Source organism: Amycolatopsis orientalis DSM 40040 = KCTC 9412, from assembly GCF_000478275.1.
Taxonomy (GTDB): Bacteria; Actinomycetota; Actinomycetes; order Mycobacteriales; family Pseudonocardiaceae; genus Amycolatopsis; species Amycolatopsis orientalis.
This window is the reverse complement of record NZ_ASJB01000051.1, coordinates 18,573-32,888: the sequence shown is the minus strand read 5'-3', so window position 1 is coordinate 32,888 and position 14,316 is coordinate 18,573. Positions and strand designations below refer to the sequence as shown.

The window sequence follows — 14,316 nt, the reverse complement described above, 5'->3', positions numbered from 1 at the left end:
AAAGAAGGCGGCCGGTGCGCTTAAAGGTCGCCTCTCGGCGGCTATGCGCAGTGTGGCTCCAGCCGGACGGTATTCCACAAAGGCGGTTCTTCAGTGAGCCCGGGGGACACGGAAAGCGCACCGACCTGTGTGTCCAACGATGCTCGTGATGCTGTTGTTCCCTGGCCGGACGATTTGTCTCCACTCGAAGTGGGATCATGGCGGACGTGCCAGCGGACGCCGAGGTCGAACCGGGAACGCTCCTGGTCGCCGCCCCCACGATGTTCGATCCCAACTTCCGGCGGACCGTCGTGTTCGTCATCGATCACCGGGACGAGGGAACGCTCGGCGTCGTGCTCAACCGGCCGAGCGACGTTCCGGTGTACGACGTGCTCCCCAACTGGGGCGGGCACGTCGCCGAACCGCAGTCGGTGTTCGTCGGCGGGCCGGTCGAGAAGAAGACCGCCCTGTGCCTCGCCGCGTTGCGGACCGGCGAAACGGCGTCCAGCGTGCCCGGCGTGATCGCCGTCCGCGGCCCGGTCGCCCTGGTCGATCTCGACACCGATCCGGAGATCCTGGTCCCGAAGGTCCGCGGCGTGCGGGTCTTCGCCGGGTACGCGGGCTGGGACTCCGGCCAGCTGGCGAACGAGATCGAACGCGACGACTGGGTGATCGTCCCGGCGCTGCCCAGCGACGTCCTCGCCTCGCCGGACCACGATCTGTGGGGCCAGGTGCTGCGCCGTCAGGGCATTCCGCTGGCGCTGCTGGCCACCCATCCAGGAGACCTGCAGCGCAATTAGGCGGTGTTCTAGGCGGTGGCCGTGTCGGCCTTCTTGAAGACGCCGCAGGTCCCGCAGGCGCAGCCACTGCATCCGGCGGGCGCTTCCGGTGCCGCGGGTTCGGGCGCCGGGACGGCCGCGGCCGCGCGGTTGCCGAGTACTCCCCCGGCGGCGACCAGCGCGATCATCCCGACCACCCCGAGGACCGAAGCCAGCACGAGCCCGGACGTCGTCGGCATGACCAGCGCGGCGGCACCCGCGAGCACGGCGACCACGCCACCGGCCAGCGTCGGGAGCCCGGCGACCTTGTTGCCGAGACGGAAGGCGTCTTCACCGCGCATCGTGGCGGCGGTGCGCACGCCTGCGCCGCGGTCACGCGGCAGCTTCTCGCGCAGGCCGAGGAAACCACCCCAGCCGACGAGGACACCCAGCACGATCGGGACCAGCGCTATGACGAACACTCCACGAGGATAAGCGTGACGTCCCGGCAACCTGCCGGATACCCTGATCGACTGTGCTACAGGCCATGTCACGCCGAGTCCTAGCAGCCGCCCTGATCGGGGCCATTCCCTTCACCCTGATGGCGGCCCCCGCCGCCGAAGCCGAGCACCGTCCGTTGCGGTTGCTCGGTGAACAGACCGTCCCGAACGCGCTGCTCTACCAGGGCACCGTCGTCGGCGGCCTGTCCAGCATCGACTACGACCCCCGCACCGGCGAATACGCGCTGATCTGCGACGACCGGTCGGCGATCAACCCGGCCCGGTTCTACACCGCGAAGTTCTCGGTGGACGCGAAGGGACTCGGGCCGGTCACCTTCACCGGCACCAAGCCGCTCCTGCGCCCCGACGGCACGACGTACCCGCCGCTGGCGAAGAACGACCAGACGCAGCCGCAGAACATGCGGACGATCGACCCCGAAGAACTCCGTGTCGACCCGTGGACCGGCCACTACCTCTGGTCGCAGGAGGGCGAGCGCTCCGCCGCCGCCCTGATCGACCCGTCGATCCGCGAGGCGAAGCGTGACGGCTCCTATGTCCGTGACCTGCCGATTCCCGACAACGAGAAGATGACCGCGACCGCCGGGCCGCGGCAGAACCTCGTCCTCGAAGGCCTTACCTTCGCCGGCTTCGGCTCGCTCGTGGCCAGCTCGGTCGAGGGACCGCTGCTGCAGGACGGTCCCGAGCCGACCACCACGTCAGGTGCCCTTTCGCGCATCACTCTGCAGTCGCGTTTCGGCCCGGTGCTCGCGCAGTACGCGTACCCGCAGGACAAGGTCTTCGCGTCGCCGAACCCGCCCGGCGCCTTCGCGACCACCGGTGTCTCCTCGCTGCTGGCCGTCGACCAGGCCGACCCGACGCGCTACCTCGTCATGGAGCGCGCCTTCGTCACCGGTGTCGGTAACAAGATCCGCATCTACGAGATCGACACCAAGGGCGCCACGAACGTCGCGGGAACGCCGTCGCTGGCCGACGCCAAGAAGGTCAAACCGGTCAAGAAGCGCCTGCTCGCCGACCTCGCCGACTTCAAGTTGTCCACTGTGGACAACGTCGAGGGGATGACCTGGGGTCCGCGCCTGCCCGGCGGTGAGCGCAGCCTGGTGCTCGTCAGCGACAACAACTTCTCGGCGACGCAAGTGACCCAGTTCATCGCTCTGGCGGTCCCCTCGGAACGGCTTTGACCAGCGCGTTAAACTGGACTCCATGAACACGGCTCGGCTGCTCCTTAGCCTGCCGCGCTGAACTCGGCCGACCGGCCGGGACCAGCGCGGCGACCCCTCATGCCCTCCGGGCTGAGGGGTCGAGTTGTTTCTGGAGTGGCTTGACGTGGATGAGCACGGAGGATCGATGAACCAGGCGAGCGAAGCGCCCAGCGGCGCCGACGCGGCCCCTCAGCACCGCTACACCGCGGAGCTGGCGGGCCAGATCGAGCAGCGCTGGCAGGACTACTGGTCCGACCACGGCACCTACCACGCGCCGAACCCGGTGGGCCCGCTCGCCGACGAGAGCGGTGAGGTCCCCTCGGACAAGCTGTTCGTCCAGGACATGTTCCCGTACCCCTCGGGCGCCGGACTGCACGTCGGGCACCCGCTGGGCTTCATCGCGACGGACGTCTTCGCGCGGTACCACCGCATGATCGGCCGCAACGTGCTGCACACGATGGGCTTCGACGCGTTCGGCCTGCCGGCCGAGCAGTACGCGGTCCAGACGGGGCAGCACCCGCGCAAGACCACCGAAGAGAACATGCAGACCTACCTGCGCCAGATCCGCCGGCTGGGCCTGGGGCATGACGAGCGTCGCCGGATCTCCACGATCGACCCGGACTACTACAAGTGGACGCAGTGGATCTTCCTGCAGATCTTCAACTCCTGGTACGACGAGAAGGCGGGTAAGGCCCGCCCGATCGTCGAGCTGGAAGCCGAGTACGCGCAGGACAAGCGCCGTACGCCGGACGGTCGTAACTGGTGCGAGCTGACCCGCGCCGAACAGCTGGCGATCGTCGATACGCATCGCCTGGTCTACATCTCCGAGGCGCCGGTGAACTGGTGCCCCGGGCTGGGCACGGTGCTGTCCAACGAAGAGGTCACCGCCGACGGCCGCAGTGAACGCGGCAATTTCCCGGTGTTCCGGCGCAGTCTGCGGCAGTGGATGATGCGCATCACCGCCTACGCCGACCGGCTGGTCGACGATCTGGACCTGCTGGACTGGCCGGAAAAGGTCAAGTCCATGCAGCGCAACTGGATCGGCCGCTCGCACGGCGCGCGGGTGTCGTTCGCTTCCGGTGAGCGGAAGATCGAGGTCTTCACCACCCGTCCGGACACCCTGTTCGGCGCCACGTATCTGGTGGTCGCCCCGGAGCACTCGCTGGTCGACGAACTGACCGCCGCCACCTGGCCGGAAGGCGTCGACGCTCGTTGGACCGGCGAGGCCGCCACCCCGGCCGAGGCCATCGCCGCCTACCGGATCGCCGCATCGCGGAAGTCCGAATTGGACCGTCAGGAGAACAAGGAGAAGACCGGCGTCTTCACCGGCTCCTACGCGGTGAATCCCGCCGACGGCAAGGAAATCCCGATCTTCGTCGCCGACTACGTGCTGATGGGCTACGGCACCGGCGCGATCATGGCCGTCCCCGGTCAGGACACCCGCGACTGGGAATTCGCCGAGAAGTTCGGCCTGGAGATCATCCGCACCGTCCAGCCGACGGAAGGCTTCGATGGCAAGGCGTTCACCGGCGACGGCCCCGCGATCAATTCGGGGTTCCTGGACGGCATGGGCGTCGACGAGGCCAAGAAGACGATGATCGGCTGGCTGGAGGAGCACGGCCACGGCCGCGGCACCGTCCAGTACAAGCTGCGCGACTGGCTGTTCTCGCGCCAGCGCTACTGGGGCGAGCCGTTCCCGGTCGTCTACGACGAGGACGGCCAGGTCCACGCGCTGCCGGACAGCATGCTGCCGGTCGAGCTGCCCGAGGTCGCCGACTATTCGCCGGTGACCTTCGACCCGGAGGACAAGGACAGCACGCCGTCCTCGCCGCTGGCTCGCGCCACCGACTGGGTCGAGGTCGAACTGGATCTGGGCGACGGCAAGAAGACCTACCGCCGCGACATCAACACGATGCCGAACTGGGCGGGTTCCTGCTGGTACCAGCTGCGGTATCTGGACCCGACCAATCCGGACGCGTTCGTCGCGCCGGAGAACGAGGAGTACTGGGTCGGCCCGCGTCCCGCCGAGCACGGCGTCGACGACCCGGGCGGCACGGATCTGTACGTCGGCGGTGTCGAGCACGCGGTGCTGCACCTGCTGTACTCGCGGTTCTGGCACAAGGTGCTGTTCGACCTGGGCCACGTGTCGTCCAAGGAGCCGTACCGGAAGCTGTTCAACCAGGGCTACGTCCAGGCTTACGCCTACACCGACTCCCGCGGCGTCTACGTCCAGGCCGACCAGGTCGAGGAACGCGACGGCAAGTTCTTCTTCGGGGACGAAGAGGTCAAGCAGGAATACGGCAAGATGGGCAAGAGCCTGAAGAATGTCGTCACGCCTGACCAGATGGCCGCCGACTACGGTGCCGACACCTTCCGCTTCTACGAGATGTCGATGGGCCCGCTGGACGTTTCGCGGCCGTGGGCGACCAAGGACGTCGTCGGCGCGCAGCGCTTCCTGCAGCGGCTGTGGCGACTGGTCGTCAACGAGGAGACCGGCGAACTGCGGGTGTCCACTGTGGACGCCACGGACGCCGATCGCAAGCAGCTGCACAAGGCGATCGCCGGGGTCCGCGAGGACTACGCGGAACTGCGGTTCAACACGGCGGGCGCGAAGCTGATCGAGCTGAACAACTACGTCACCAAGACGTACGGTTCGGCCGAAGCGACGCCGCGTGAACTGGTGGAGCCGCTGGTGCTGATGCTGGCGCCGCTGGCCCCGCATCTGACCGAGGAGCTGTGGAAGCGCCTGGGCCACGCGGATTCGCTGGTGCACGGCCCGTTCCCGGTCGTCGACGACAAGTACCTGGTCGAGGACACCGTGGAGTACCCGATCCAGGTCAACGGCAAGGTGCGTTCGCGCGTCACCGTGGCCGCCGACGCCGGCAAGGACGCCGTGCAGGCGGCCGCGCTGGCCGACGAAAAGGTCGCCGCCCTGGTCGGCGACGGCACGCCGCGCAAGGTGATCGTCGTGCCCGGACGGTTGGTCAACATCGTCCTGTAGCTAGGTGACCGAAAGACGCCAGCGTCGAGGGTCATGTGGCGATTCGATGGAGTTGTTCAAGGACAACGAAATCGAAGGAGAACACCGCATGACCCTCGACGGCAAGGTGGCCCTGGTGACCGGCGGCAGCCGCGGGATCGGTGCCGCCACGGCGCTCCGGCTCGCCGAGGACGGCGCCGACATCGCGCTCACCTATCAGAACAACGCCGGACTGGCGGCGGGCGTCGTGGACGAGATCAAGGCGCTCGGCCGCCGAGCGCTGGCGATCCAGGCCGACGCCGCCGACGCCACGGCCGTGGCGGCCGCGGTCGAGACGACGGTCGCCGAGTTCGGCAGGCTCGACGTACTGGTCAACAACGCGGGCGTCGGTTTCGTCGGCCCGCTCGACCAGACGAGCCTGGAGGACATCGACCGCGTGCTCACGGTCAACGTCCGCGGTGTCTACGTCGCGACCCAGGCCGCGGCCCGGCACCTCGGCGACGGCGGGCGCGTGATCACCATCGGCAGCTGTATCGCGGACCGCGTGCCGGGTCCGGGGATGTCGCTGTACGCGGTGAGCAAGACCGCGCTGCTGGGCATGACCAAGGGCCTGGCCAGGGAACTCGGCCCGCGCGGGATCACCGTGAACATGGTCCACCCCGGCCCGACCGACACCGACATGAACCCGGCCGACGGCCCGTACGCCGCCGACCAGCGGAGCCTGACGGTGTTCGACCGCTACGGCTCGCCGTCGGAGGTCGCCGCCACCGTGTCGTTCCTGGCCCGCCCGGAAAGCAAGTACGTGACCGCGACGACCGTTTCGGTCGACGGCGGGCACGCGGCCTAGGCCGCGTCCTGTAAGTCTGTTCGATGGGCCGCCTGGGCGCGAAGACCGCGAACAAGACTTGCAGGACACGGCCTAGTCGATCGACAGGCCGATCTCACGCGCGAGATCGGCCAGCATCGCGTCGAAGAGGACGTCCGGTTTCGAGAACGGGATCGGATAATTGCCGAAGACCTCGAGCGTGACGTGCCCGTAGAGCCGGGCCCAGAACTGGATCATCAGGTACGTCACGCCGAGGTCGAGCTTCTCCAGCGGGAACGTCACGCCGGACTCCTCCAGCACGGCCAGCAATTCCGCCTGGAACGCCGTGAGGTCGTCGCGCAGCTCGACGGGGACCACGTCGCTCGACGGAGTCACGAGGTCGTGCATCGCGAGCACCCGGCCCGCCGCCGCGAGGAAGATCTTCCCGAACGGCTCGTCCAGCCTGCTCGACGTGTCCTCGCCCGAAGGTGAGGCGAAGACCAGCGTGAACTCCTTGGTATGCGTGAGCGCCCAACGCCGGAAACCCTTGCAGATGGCGAAAAGCTGAAGCGCGCCCTCGGTGGGCAGCTGCGCGATGTCCTCGGCGAGTTCGGCCGCGAGATCGGCGACGACGTCCGCGCGGAGATGCTCGACCAGATCGTCACGTGAGCCGTAATAGCGGTACAACGCCGGTGCGGTGATGCCGAGCTCGCGTGCGATCGCCCGCAGGGTCACGGCTTCCGGGCCCTGCTCGACCAGAAGCGCCCGCGCCGTCCGGCGGATGTCCTGATCGGTCGCAGCCCGCTCGCGGCCCCTGCGGCTGGGGTTGCTCATCCGGGCATTCTAGGTGGTCAGTGCGGCATTACCCGGCATCAACCCAGCAGGCGAGCCTGGAGTCTGGTGAGCGGCCGGAGCGCCAGGAAGATCGGAACGGCCATTCCCAGCGCGATGAAGAAATGCACGATCCAGGCCCCCGCCAGCGTCGGCCCGCCCCAGGTACCCTCCGGGTCGCTCCCCGACCAGAAGAGGCCGTAGGTCGCGATGCGCCCGACGAGATAGAAAAGCAGCAAAGCGAGAAGGAACGCGACCACACTCGGACCGAAGGCCGCCACGAACCGCGGTCGGGTCCCGCCGTCCTGTCCGAGCCAGCGCCGCGCGAGTCCGCGCTGGACCTTCGCGCCCCCGAGGTAACCCGGAAGTGCGAGAAGCGCGTAGATCGCGCGTTTCCAGTCCTGAATCGTCATGCCCAGCACGCTATGGGTCGCTGACCTGCGTGAACACCGGGCTGGCCACCACGTCCGGTAGGGAAAACCGGGGTCCGCTGTGGTGATCCACACGACCGGGGTGCGGATGCGCGCGAAACGTTCCCCGATGTCAGACGCGTATGCCACACTCGGTCGCCGAATGGCTACGACGTGAACAGGGGAGGTTCGCGTGTCGAACCCTGAGCAGCTCTTCGCTGATTTCGAGGCCAAGCTGGCCGACGCGCAGCGGAAGGCGAATCAGATGCGCACCGAGATCGAAAGCGTCTCGGTGTCCGAACGCAGCAAGGACGGCCAGATCTCGGTCAGGGTCAACCACGCGGGGAACCTGGTGGGCCTGGAGATCGGCCCCTCGGTACGGGACAACCCGGCGCTCGCGCAGGAGATCCTCCGCGTCGTCCAAAGCGCCCAGAGCAAACTGGCAGGCGCGATGCAGACCGGCGTCCCGTCCATCGCGGGCACCGAGACGATGAACGAGCTGGTCAACCAGCTGCACAACGAATACCCGGAACCCGAGCCGACCGGTTTCGTCGAGGGCGGCCACCGGGAGGCGGACGAGGACGACCGCTTCGTCGCCGAAGAGGAACTCGACACGCCTCCGCCGCCTGCCCCCAAGCCGCCCGCACCCCCGGCCCCTCCCGCGCCGCCGCGTGCCGCGCGTCGGCAGCAGACGGACCACGAGGACGACTACTTCACCGGCGGCGACTTCCTGCGCTGAGCGGGTACTCGAGGGAGGGAAACCATGGGGCAGCCGCAGGCAGGTCAGGGTTTCGACGTAAACCCGGACCAGATCGACGAACACGCCAAACAAGTGGAGCAGACGCACGAGCATTTGCGGACCGCGCTCGACGCGGACAGAGATCGTGTGGACATGTTGGCCTTCGGACTGATCGGCAACATGTGCGGGATGCCGTTGATCTGCAACAACCTTTCGGAGAACGTGCGCGAGGCTCTGCAGTCCGCGATCTCGGCAGGCGAGCACCATGTCGCCGCGGTGCGGAAATGGGCCGAAGTACGCCGGGTGACCGACCAGGACGCGGTGGATCTTCTGAAGCGGGCAGAGCAGGTGGAACGTGGCTGAGAACGACGTCCTCAAGAGTGCCAAGAGCGAAACGGACGCCGAGAAGTACAAGGTGGACAACGCGCTGGAAGGCGCGGGCGCGATCCAAGATCTGGCGGGCGGTGTCGAAAAGCTCGCGAACGGTGATTGGACGGAGGGACTCCTCAGCCTGGCGGGAGCGGTCCCGGATATCGTCGATGTGATCAAGAACCCTCTGGAAACCCTGATGAGCTGGGGTTTCGGTTGGATCATCGAGCACGTCGACTTCTTGAAGGAACCTCTGAACTGGGTTTCCGGCGACCAAGACGCACTTGATCTCGAGGTGCAGAAATGGCTGGAGGTCGGCAAGTACGTCAAGACGACGGCCGAAGAGCTGACCGATGAGGTGCAAAAGAACTGCATGGATTGGTCGGGCGCCGGAGCCGACGCGTACCGCGCCTATGTGCAAAAGCAGCTCAACGGGTACCGGGAAATCGTACGGCTTGCCGAGCGCGCCGGGAACATCATCAACATCTGCAAGACAGTGCTCTCAGTGGTGCGAACGATTATTCGCGACCTGATCACCGACACCCTGGCGAAGATCGTCATGATCATCGCCAGGTATCCGCCGCCTGCCTACCCTGCCGCTTTGGCGGCGGAGGGCGTTCCCTTCGCGATCGAAAAAAGCACCGAAGCCATGACATGGGCCGAGAAGCTGATGCGCGTCCTCATGCGCGCGAAGTCCATGTTGATGGACTTCTACAAGAACGTCGGCGACCTCCTCAAGAAGGGCGACGTGTTCGAAGGCGCGGGCATGGGTGCTTTCTGGGAGGTGGCGAAAGAAGCGGGGAAGACGGCCGTCAAAGAGGTGGTCAAGAGCGCGTCGGAAGACAAGGCGCGCGACCGGCGAGAGACCACCATCAACGCCACTGGTGAACCGAAGCCGCCAGAGAAGGCAAACGGAGCAGTCGGCTCCAGGCGCACTGCCGAGCCGGAGCCGATTTTCGAGCAACCCGGCACGCAACGGATATCCGGGTCGATCCAGTGAGTAACAGCCTTCTGATAACCGGGTACGAAGCAGTTCCCACTGTGACGCGCAGATCCCCGTGGAAGGTGGCCGGCGTCGCCGTCGGTGTGCTCATCTACGCGCTGATCTGCTGGACCCTGATCGGCCGCGGGATGGTGTCCCACGGTGAAGAGGAAACGGGCGGGTCGGCCGATATGGCGACGGTGAAGACTTGCGAGGAGATAGGGCCGCTGAGCAGCGCCGGGATCGGCTACTACTGGGTTTGCGACATCGAGGTTCGCCCGTATTCATCCCGGTTCAGTGAGAAAGTGGTGGCGGCACGCTCGTTCCCTGACGAGCTGACACCGGCCGATATCGGTAAGCCGGTCCGCGTCAAAGAACTCGGAAGGTACTACGCCCGGGATTTCAAGAGCGACCTTCCGTGGTGGAGCGTCGCACCTCCGGTCGTCGGGGTCGTGGGGTTGGGCCTGTTCGCCCACTGGCGACGGAACAAGCGTTTCCGCAAACCTGTCACCGAGCCACCCTTGACCACCTCGCTTTCTTTCACGTCAGTTCGCCAGCTGGGTGGCGTGGCGGCTCCTACTGGCCTTCCTGCGACGGCTTCGAGGACGGTCACGCCCAACGATTGGTCATCCGGCAAGTTCTGGCGCATTTGCGCGTTGATCTTCGTTGTCGCCGTCATCTCCGGGATCGTAGGTTTCACCGCGGGACGCGGAACGGAGCTCCGCGAAGCGACTCTCACGATCGCGGCGATCGGACTCCTCTCTCCCGCCTGGCTGTGGTTCTGCACTCCAGCGCGATGGAAAAAGGCGACCTGGTGCACCAAGTTCACGGTGTCGGTCGAAGGAATTCGCTGGTTCCGCCGTGACAAGGCGACCTTCGAGATTGGCTGGGAAGACCTCCGCGAGCTTCGGCTGACCACCGTCACCGATGGCAAACGCACCTTGCGGATGATCGACTTCTTCCCTCTCGACGAGGATTTCGCGAAGCGTCATCGAACGCTGAAAGGGCTATGGGAGATCGGGGCGAACCTCGACGGCCGTCCACTTCCGCCGGTCGTGAACGGCTACCGGATTCCTGAGGCGTTCAGCGACGCCGCGTTCGCCGAGATCCGGACCGCGATGACGATGATCCGGCCGGACAGGCTGAGCGAGTACCGGGGAATCCCGCAGAACACGGTTGGGTCTTGAGTGCGGCGCCCCGCCAGAACGAAGCGGGGCGCCGCCGGCGCCGATCACTCGGGGGGCTACGTGATCGACGCCGGCGACCCGATGCCCTGATCTCGGCCATCGCCGGGATCGGGGCAACGTCACCGCGTGAACGCGGCAACGCATCTGAAGAGCGGGGGTTGTCGCCGAAGTGACGTCCGAGGGAGGGTTATCCCCCGAAAGAGTGACGGCGTTCCGCTGCTCGCCTGATTGTCGCACCAGGCGCCGGGAAAGTTACAAAGTTCTTCACATCTTCGTCAACGGACGGGACATGACCGGACAACAGCTGGTCATGGGATGGTTTCCTCCATGACTTCTCAGGTACTGGTCATCGGTTCCGCCAACGCCGATCTTGTCGTCCCGGTCGACCGGCGACCGGGGGGTGGCGAAACCGTACTCGGTGGCGACACGATCTTGTCGCCGGGTGGCAAAGGTGCCAATACGGCGGTCGCCGCGGCCCGGCTCGGGGCCGATGTCGCGTTGCTCGGCGCGGTCGGCGACGACCCGTACGGCGAGCTGCTCAAGCGGTCGCTGGCCGAGTCCGGTGTCGACACGAAGCCGTTGCGCACCAGCGAGCGTCCAACCGGGATCGCGTACATCACGGTCACGCCCGACGGCGAGAACTCGATCCTCGTCTCGCCCGGCGCCAACTCCGCTTTGCGGCCCGAGGACGTCGATCTCGACGGCGCCGAGATCGTGGTGCTGTCGCTGGAGATTCCCCTCGAAACCGTCGAACGCGCGGTGGCGAAGGCGGTCGAGGCCGGAGTCCGGACGTTGCTGAACCTGTCGCCGGCGGCCGAGCTTTCCGCGAAGACGCTTCAGAATCTCGACGTCCTGCTGGTCAACGAGCACGAGGCCGCCTTCCTTCTCGGCGGTGACGCCGATTTCCCGAAGTTGCTCGACCTCGGGCCGAAGGCCGCTGTCGTGACGCTCGGGGCGAAGGGGGCGGCGGTGGTGACCGCGGACGGCGTGATCGAGGTGCCCTCGCCGAAGGTCGAGGCGGTCGACACGACGGGGGCCGGGGACGCCTTCGCCGGTGCGCTCGCCACGTCGCTCGCGAAAGGCGAGAAGCTGGCCGACGCGGCGCGCCGGGCGGTGAAGGTCGCGGCGATCACCGTGACCCGCCAGGGCGCGCAGCCTTCCTACCCGACGGCGTCCGAACTGGAATGATGTCTTCTTCTGTGTTGTGCTGTCGGCTATGAGTCAGGTCACGCCCTCCATGAGATATGGTCTAGACCATGCCGTCTGAGTCACTGAGCGGGGTCGCCGTCAGTCCCGGCCGCGCGAGCGGTCCCGTCGTCCGAGTCGCCGAACCCCTCGGCGAACCCGCGAGCACGCCGGCACCGGCCGATCCCGCCGCCGAGGCCGCCCGGATCGCCCCGGCGGCCCAGATCGTGGCGGCCCGGCTAGAGAAGCTGGCCGAGACCGCGACCGGTGAGGCCGCGACGATTCTCATCACCACCGCGGCCATGGCGGCCGACCCGGCTCTCGTCTCCTCGGCGGAGGCGCTGGTCAAGACCCAGAACCTGCCCGCGCCGCGTGCGGTGCACCAGGCGGCGGAGAAGTTCGCCGACGCGCTCGCGGCCGCCGGTGGCTACATGGCCGAGCGGGCCCGCGACGTGCGCGACGTGCGCGACAGGCTGGTCGCCGAACTGCTCGGGATCGCGCCCCCGGGGGTTCCCGATCTGGAGTCGCCGAGCGTGCTGGTGGCGCGGGACCTCGCTCCCGCCGACACCGCCGGCCTCGACCCGGACAAGGTGCTCGCGCTCGTCACCGAAGAGGGCGGCCCCACCAGCCACACCGCGATCCTCGCCCGCGCGCTCGGCATTCCCGCCGTGGTCGCCGTGCGCGGGATCCTCGCTCTCGACGCGCAAGCGCTTGCGGTGGACGGTGACACCGGCGTGGTCGCACTCGCGGACCCGAACGCCGCCGTCGTCACGGCCGCCAAGACCGGCGCGATCGACTGGGACGGCACCGGCGCGACCGCCGACGGCCACCGCGTGAAGGTGCTCGGCAACGTCGGGTCCGCCACCGACGCCCAGGCCGCGGCCGAAGCGGGAGCCGAAGGCGTCGGCCTCTTCCGCACCGAGTTCTGCTATCTCGACGCCTCCGCCGAACCGACCGTCGAAGAGCAGCGCAAGGCCTACACCGCCGTGCTCTCGCCGTTCCGCGGCAAGCCGGTCATCGTCCGCACCCTCGACGCGGGTGCGGACAAGCCCCTCGCCTTCCTGGAGCCCGAGGTCGAGCCGAACCCGGCTCTCGGCGTACGCGGGCTTCGCGTCGCGTTCGACCGGCCCGAGATCCTCGACCGCCAGCTCGAAGCCATCGCGGGGGCCGCGCAGGACTCCGGCGCCGAGGTGTCGGTGATGGCGCCGATGGTCGCCACCGCCGCCGAGGCCGCCTGGTTCGCCGAGCGCGTCCGGGCCGCCGGTATCGCCCGCGCCGGCGTGATGATCGAGATCCCGGCCGCCGCGTTGACCGCCCGCGAGATCCTCGACGTGGTCGACTTCGTCTCCGTCGGCACCAACGACCTCGCGCAGTACACCTTCGCCGCCGATCGTCAGCTCGGCGCGGTCGCCAAGCTCAACGATCCCTGGCAGCCCGGCCTGCTGCGCCTGCTCAAGGTCATCGGCCAGGCCGCCAAGGACACCGGCAAACCCGCCGGTGTCTGCGGTGAGGCCGCCGCCGACCCGCGGCTCGCGCTGGTACTGGCCGGGCTCGGCCTGACCAGCCTGTCGATGAACGCGCCCGCCGTCCGCGCGGTCGGCGCGAGCCTGGCGGCCACGACGCTGGCCGAATGCGAAGCGCTCGCCGAGGCGGTCCTGGCCACGGCGGATCCCGTCGAGGCCAGGACGGCCGCCGCCGGGAAGCGATAGCAAAGGTCCCTTGCTCCCGCCGTGCTGAATTCGGTTGGCCAGGCCGTGGGCATGTTCGCGGTCACCAACGTCGACGACCTCGTGCTGCTCGCGCTCTTCTTCGGCCGCGCGGGTGGGCGCGGGGGCACGGCGAAGGTGGTGGCCGGGCAGTACCTCGGGTTCGCCGGGATCCTCGCCGTTTCGCTCGCCGGGGCGTTCGGGGCCGGTCTGCTGCCGGACGCCGTCCTCCCGTGGCTCGGGGTGGTACCGCTGCTGCTCGGCCTCCGCGCGGCGTGGCGCGTCTGGCGTGAGCGCGGCACGGACGACGAGGAGCCCGAGGTCGGTCCCGGCGTCCTCGCCGTGGCGGGGGTGACCTTCGCCAACGGCGGCGACAACATCGGCGTCTACGTTCCCGTGTTCGCCAACACCGGCGCCGGCGAGTTGATCGTGTACGCCGCCGTGTTCCTCGCGCTCGTGGCGGTCTGGTGCGCGGCCGGCGGGTATTTCGCCACCCGCCCGGTGATCGCCCGCGCCCTGGCGCGCTGGGGTCACCTGCTCCTGCCGGTCGTCCTCGTCGGCATCGGCGTGCTGATCCTCACCGGGGTCTGAAAAAGATCCCGGGGCCATGTCGAAATCCGGTCCACGGGTTCGACGCAGTGGTGAAGGCAGCCACTGCGACGAAA

General features: G+C 67.9%; 14 protein-coding genes. 11 read left to right on the top strand and 3 right to left on the bottom strand.

Features of this window, described 5'->3' with window-relative positions; translation table 11 throughout:
• Positions 1-197: 197 nt before the first annotated feature.
• Positions 198-779: a YqgE/AlgH family protein gene (locus L324_RS16620; RefSeq protein WP_037308594.1), complete on the top strand. Its 582-nt coding sequence runs from the start codon at positions 198-200 to the stop codon at positions 777-779.
• Between the two features lie 8 nt (positions 780-787).
• Here the strand turns inward: L324_RS16620 and L324_RS16615 are convergent, their stop codons facing one another.
• Positions 788-1,219: an SdpI family protein gene (locus L324_RS16615; RefSeq protein ID WP_037308592.1), complete on the bottom strand. Its 432-nt coding sequence runs from the start codon at positions 1,217-1,219 to the stop codon at positions 788-790.
• A 65-nt stretch (positions 1,220-1,284) separates the two neighbouring features.
• On the opposite strand from L324_RS16615, the gene L324_RS16610 reads away from it, so the two are divergent.
• The 3 genes from L324_RS16610 to L324_RS16600 all read left to right on the top strand — a co-directional run bounded on the left by L324_RS16610 (position 1,285) and on the right by L324_RS16600 (position 6,284).
• Entirely contained in the window at positions 1,285-2,436 is a 1,152-nt protein-coding gene (locus tag L324_RS16610) for an esterase-like activity of phytase family protein (RefSeq protein ID WP_037308589.1), read from the top strand.
• A gap of 166 nt (positions 2,437-2,602) precedes the next feature.
• A complete protein-coding gene (gene leuS, locus L324_RS16605; protein ID WP_037308586.1) occupies positions 2,603-5,458 on the top strand; it encodes a leucine--tRNA ligase in 2,856 nt (951 codons plus the stop codon).
• 88 nt (positions 5,459-5,546) lie between these two features.
• Entirely contained in the window at positions 5,547-6,284 is a 738-nt protein-coding gene (locus L324_RS16600) for an SDR family oxidoreductase (protein WP_037308974.1), read from the top strand.
• 72 nt (positions 6,285-6,356) lie between these two features.
• Here the strand turns inward: L324_RS16600 and L324_RS16595 are convergent, their stop codons facing one another.
• Together L324_RS16595 and L324_RS16590 are read right to left on the bottom strand one after the other, a co-directional pair.
• A complete protein-coding gene (locus L324_RS16595; protein ID WP_037308583.1) occupies positions 6,357-7,076 on the bottom strand; it encodes a TetR/AcrR family transcriptional regulator in 720 nt (239 codons plus the stop codon).
• Positions 7,077-7,114: 38 nt separating this feature from the next.
• On the bottom strand, positions 7,115-7,486 hold the full coding sequence (locus tag L324_RS16590; protein ID WP_081736364.1) for a hypothetical protein: 372 nt from the start codon (positions 7,484-7,486) through the stop codon (positions 7,115-7,117).
• A 190-nt stretch (positions 7,487-7,676) separates the two neighbouring features.
• On the opposite strand from L324_RS16590, the gene L324_RS16585 reads away from it, so the two are divergent.
• The 7 genes from L324_RS16585 (at position 7,677) to L324_RS16555 (ending at position 14,242) form a co-directional block, all read left to right on the top strand.
• Positions 7,677-8,222 (top strand): YbaB/EbfC family nucleoid-associated protein, encoded by a 546-nt coding sequence (locus L324_RS16585; protein WP_037308578.1) that lies wholly within the window; start codon positions 7,677-7,679, stop codon positions 8,220-8,222.
• A gap of 24 nt (positions 8,223-8,246) precedes the next feature.
• On the top strand, positions 8,247-8,585 hold the full coding sequence (locus L324_RS16580; protein WP_037308575.1) for a hypothetical protein: 339 nt from the start codon (positions 8,247-8,249) through the stop codon (positions 8,583-8,585).
• A complete protein-coding gene (locus L324_RS16575) occupies positions 8,578-9,591 on the top strand; it encodes a hypothetical protein (RefSeq protein ID WP_037308572.1) in 1,014 nt (337 codons plus the stop codon). Before L324_RS16580 ends, L324_RS16575 begins: the two co-directional genes overlap by 8 nt.
• A gap of 41 nt (positions 9,592-9,632) precedes the next feature.
• Positions 9,633-10,760, top strand: coding sequence for a DUF6346 domain-containing protein (locus L324_RS16570; RefSeq protein WP_152546879.1), 1,128 nt, complete (start codon positions 9,633-9,635; stop codon positions 10,758-10,760).
• Between the two features lie 327 nt (positions 10,761-11,087).
• A complete protein-coding gene (locus L324_RS16565; protein ID WP_037308566.1) occupies positions 11,088-11,948 on the top strand; it encodes a ribokinase in 861 nt (286 codons plus the stop codon).
• A 68-nt stretch (positions 11,949-12,016) separates the two neighbouring features.
• Complete coding sequence (ptsP, locus tag L324_RS16560) at positions 12,017-13,654, top strand: phosphoenolpyruvate--protein phosphotransferase (protein WP_037308563.1); 1,638 nt, start codon at positions 12,017-12,019, stop codon at positions 13,652-13,654.
• 51 nt (positions 13,655-13,705) lie between these two features.
• Positions 13,706-14,242 carry a cadmium resistance transporter gene (locus tag L324_RS16555; RefSeq protein WP_037308560.1) on the top strand — a complete coding sequence of 179 codons (537 nt, stop codon included), beginning with the start codon at positions 13,706-13,708 and terminating at the stop codon, positions 14,240-14,242.
• The last annotated feature ends 74 nt before the right edge of the window (positions 14,243-14,316 follow it).

Bases quoted from the DNA above. Each gene is read 5' to 3' on its own strand.
- L324_RS16620 (WP_037308594.1), top strand. From the start codon at position 198: ATGGCGGACGTGCCAGCGGACGCCGAGGTCGAACCGGGAACGCTCCTG.
- L324_RS16610 (WP_037308589.1), top strand. From the start codon at position 1,285: ATGTCACGCCGAGTCCTAGCAGCCGCCCTGATCGGGGCCATTCCCTTC.
- leuS (WP_037308586.1), top strand. From the start codon at position 2,603: ATGAACCAGGCGAGCGAAGCGCCCAGCGGCGCCGACGCGGCCCCTCAG.
- L324_RS16600 (WP_037308974.1), top strand. From the start codon at position 5,547: ATGACCCTCGACGGCAAGGTGGCCCTGGTGACCGGCGGCAGCCGCGGG.
- L324_RS16595 (WP_037308583.1), bottom strand. From the start codon at position 7,076: ATGAGCAACCCCAGCCGCAGGGGCCGCGAGCGGGCTGCGACCGATCAG.
- L324_RS16590 (WP_081736364.1), bottom strand. From the start codon at position 7,486: ATGACGATTCAGGACTGGAAACGCGCGATCTACGCGCTTCTCGCACTT.
- L324_RS16580 (WP_037308575.1), top strand. From the start codon at position 8,247: ATGGGGCAGCCGCAGGCAGGTCAGGGTTTCGACGTAAACCCGGACCAG.
- L324_RS16565 (WP_037308566.1), top strand. From the start codon at position 11,088: ATGACTTCTCAGGTACTGGTCATCGGTTCCGCCAACGCCGATCTTGTC.
- ptsP (WP_037308563.1), top strand. From the start codon at position 12,017: ATGCCGTCTGAGTCACTGAGCGGGGTCGCCGTCAGTCCCGGCCGCGCG.
- L324_RS16555 (WP_037308560.1), top strand. From the start codon at position 13,706: ATGTTCGCGGTCACCAACGTCGACGACCTCGTGCTGCTCGCGCTCTTC.